Consider the following 1,578-nt stretch of genomic DNA (forward strand, 5'->3'; position numbering starts at 1 on the left):
CTACCAATGACATGTTGTATAACCTATTGTTAATCAGGTCAATGTATCTTATCTAATTTCATATCGAACTCCAGTGCCAACCTGTTTAGGTACTTTTCCTTCTGCTTTTTCAATTGTGTTTCATAGGTCTGCACCCCTTGTTCCACATAGGTAGTCCCCTTTACCATCAGTCGCCAATACTGTGCTGCCAATTTGTTGGCCATGGCCTTGATGGCGATCATAGGCCCTTTTCTGGCCCGAAGCCGTCGTCCGAATTCCCCGATCGCTATTTTCTTGCTCTGTAGGAGTCCCTGTGCAATGACCCGGAATATCTGTCCGGTCAGCGGTTTCCCCTTCCGCTTGACCCTTCTGCTACTTGTGCCCGAGCTGTTCTGCCCCGGAGATAGCCCCAGCCAACTTGTGAAATGCTTCTCCGTGGCCCATCGTTCCAGATCGTTTCCCGTCTCGCTGTAGATCTGCATCCAGGTATAGTCCGTGATCCCGGGCAATATGGTGGCATCCCTGCCCTGGAAGAGGTCCAGCAGATGGGCGCCAAGGTCCCTGATGTCCGGCCTGTTGTGCCGTATCGGTTTCCTGGGCCCTGACTGGGTCCCTTTGCCGCCATCGCCGCCCTTCTGCAGCAGGGCTTCCAGCTTATGGTCACATTCGGCAATCTGCTTCATGTAGAACAGATAGGCCTCATGGGCGATCCTTAGGGCGAACACACCCCTTTCTGTATAGAAACCCTCCAGGGCGGCAAGGATCTCCTGGGACTTGGTCCTGCGCAGCCTGGTATGGCACAGGGACAGCAGGACACCAGGATCGCGCTCGCCCGACAGGATGGCACCGATGACGGCCATACCGCTTGCTCCATGGATCTGGCTCAGTACCTCGGGAAGCCTGATGTTCATTTCCACCAGGGCCTTCTGCATGTGGTTGACATGCATGGCGGCGTTCCGCAGCAGGTCCTCCCTCAGCCTCAGGTAGCTGCGGATCTCCTTTTGGTCCCCTTCGGCCACAAAGCAGCGGTTCAGCAGTCCATAGCTGTGCAGCTGCTGGATCCATTGGCAGTCCTTTACATCGGTCTTCCGTCCGGGGACCTGTTTGGTCTGGCGGCCGTCGACCAGCCAGACGTCAAGCCCTCCGGCGTGGAGGATATCGTAAAGGATGAACCAATAGGAACCCGTGGCCTCCATCGCAACGGTGTCCACACCATGGGAGAGCAGATAGTCCAGGGCTTCGCGAAAGTTACGGGTAAAAGTGGCGAAGGAAACGACCTCCTGCCCCTGGACGGAGATGAAGATTCTGCGTGAACCGATATCGATCCCCGCAGCATGATCGTGAATGATTTTCATGGCACATCAATTAAAATGTGAAACCATTAAGCCCATAGAGGAAAAATAAACGGCAGGCTACCATACGGACAATCTAAAAGATGTACCAAACTCCAATGCCTCAATCTATGGAACCAAGCTCAGGGACAGGCAAGATGCACTATACGATAGTCCGGTCAAACTGCAGAATGGTCAATGAACTAAGTTACTAAATGTCATCACCTTCCGATAAATTTAGTTCAAATTTTTAATTCTCAGGATGACA

The 1,578-nt window shown here is 52.9% G+C and carries 1 protein-coding gene; it reads right to left on the reverse strand.

The features are described 5' to 3' along the window. Positions 1–38 precede the first annotated feature (38 nt). Positions 39–1,334, reverse strand: a complete 1,296-nt coding sequence (locus tag VJ786_RS16510) for an IS110 family RNA-guided transposase (RefSeq protein ID WP_134777043.1) — start codon at positions 1,332–1,334, stop codon at positions 39–41. Between the last annotated feature and the right edge of the window lie 244 nt (positions 1,335–1,578).

The sequence above is a fragment of the Sphingobacterium tenebrionis genome (assembly GCF_037126265.1).
Classification (GTDB): domain Bacteria; phylum Bacteroidota; class Bacteroidia; order Sphingobacteriales; family Sphingobacteriaceae; genus Sphingobacterium; species Sphingobacterium tenebrionis.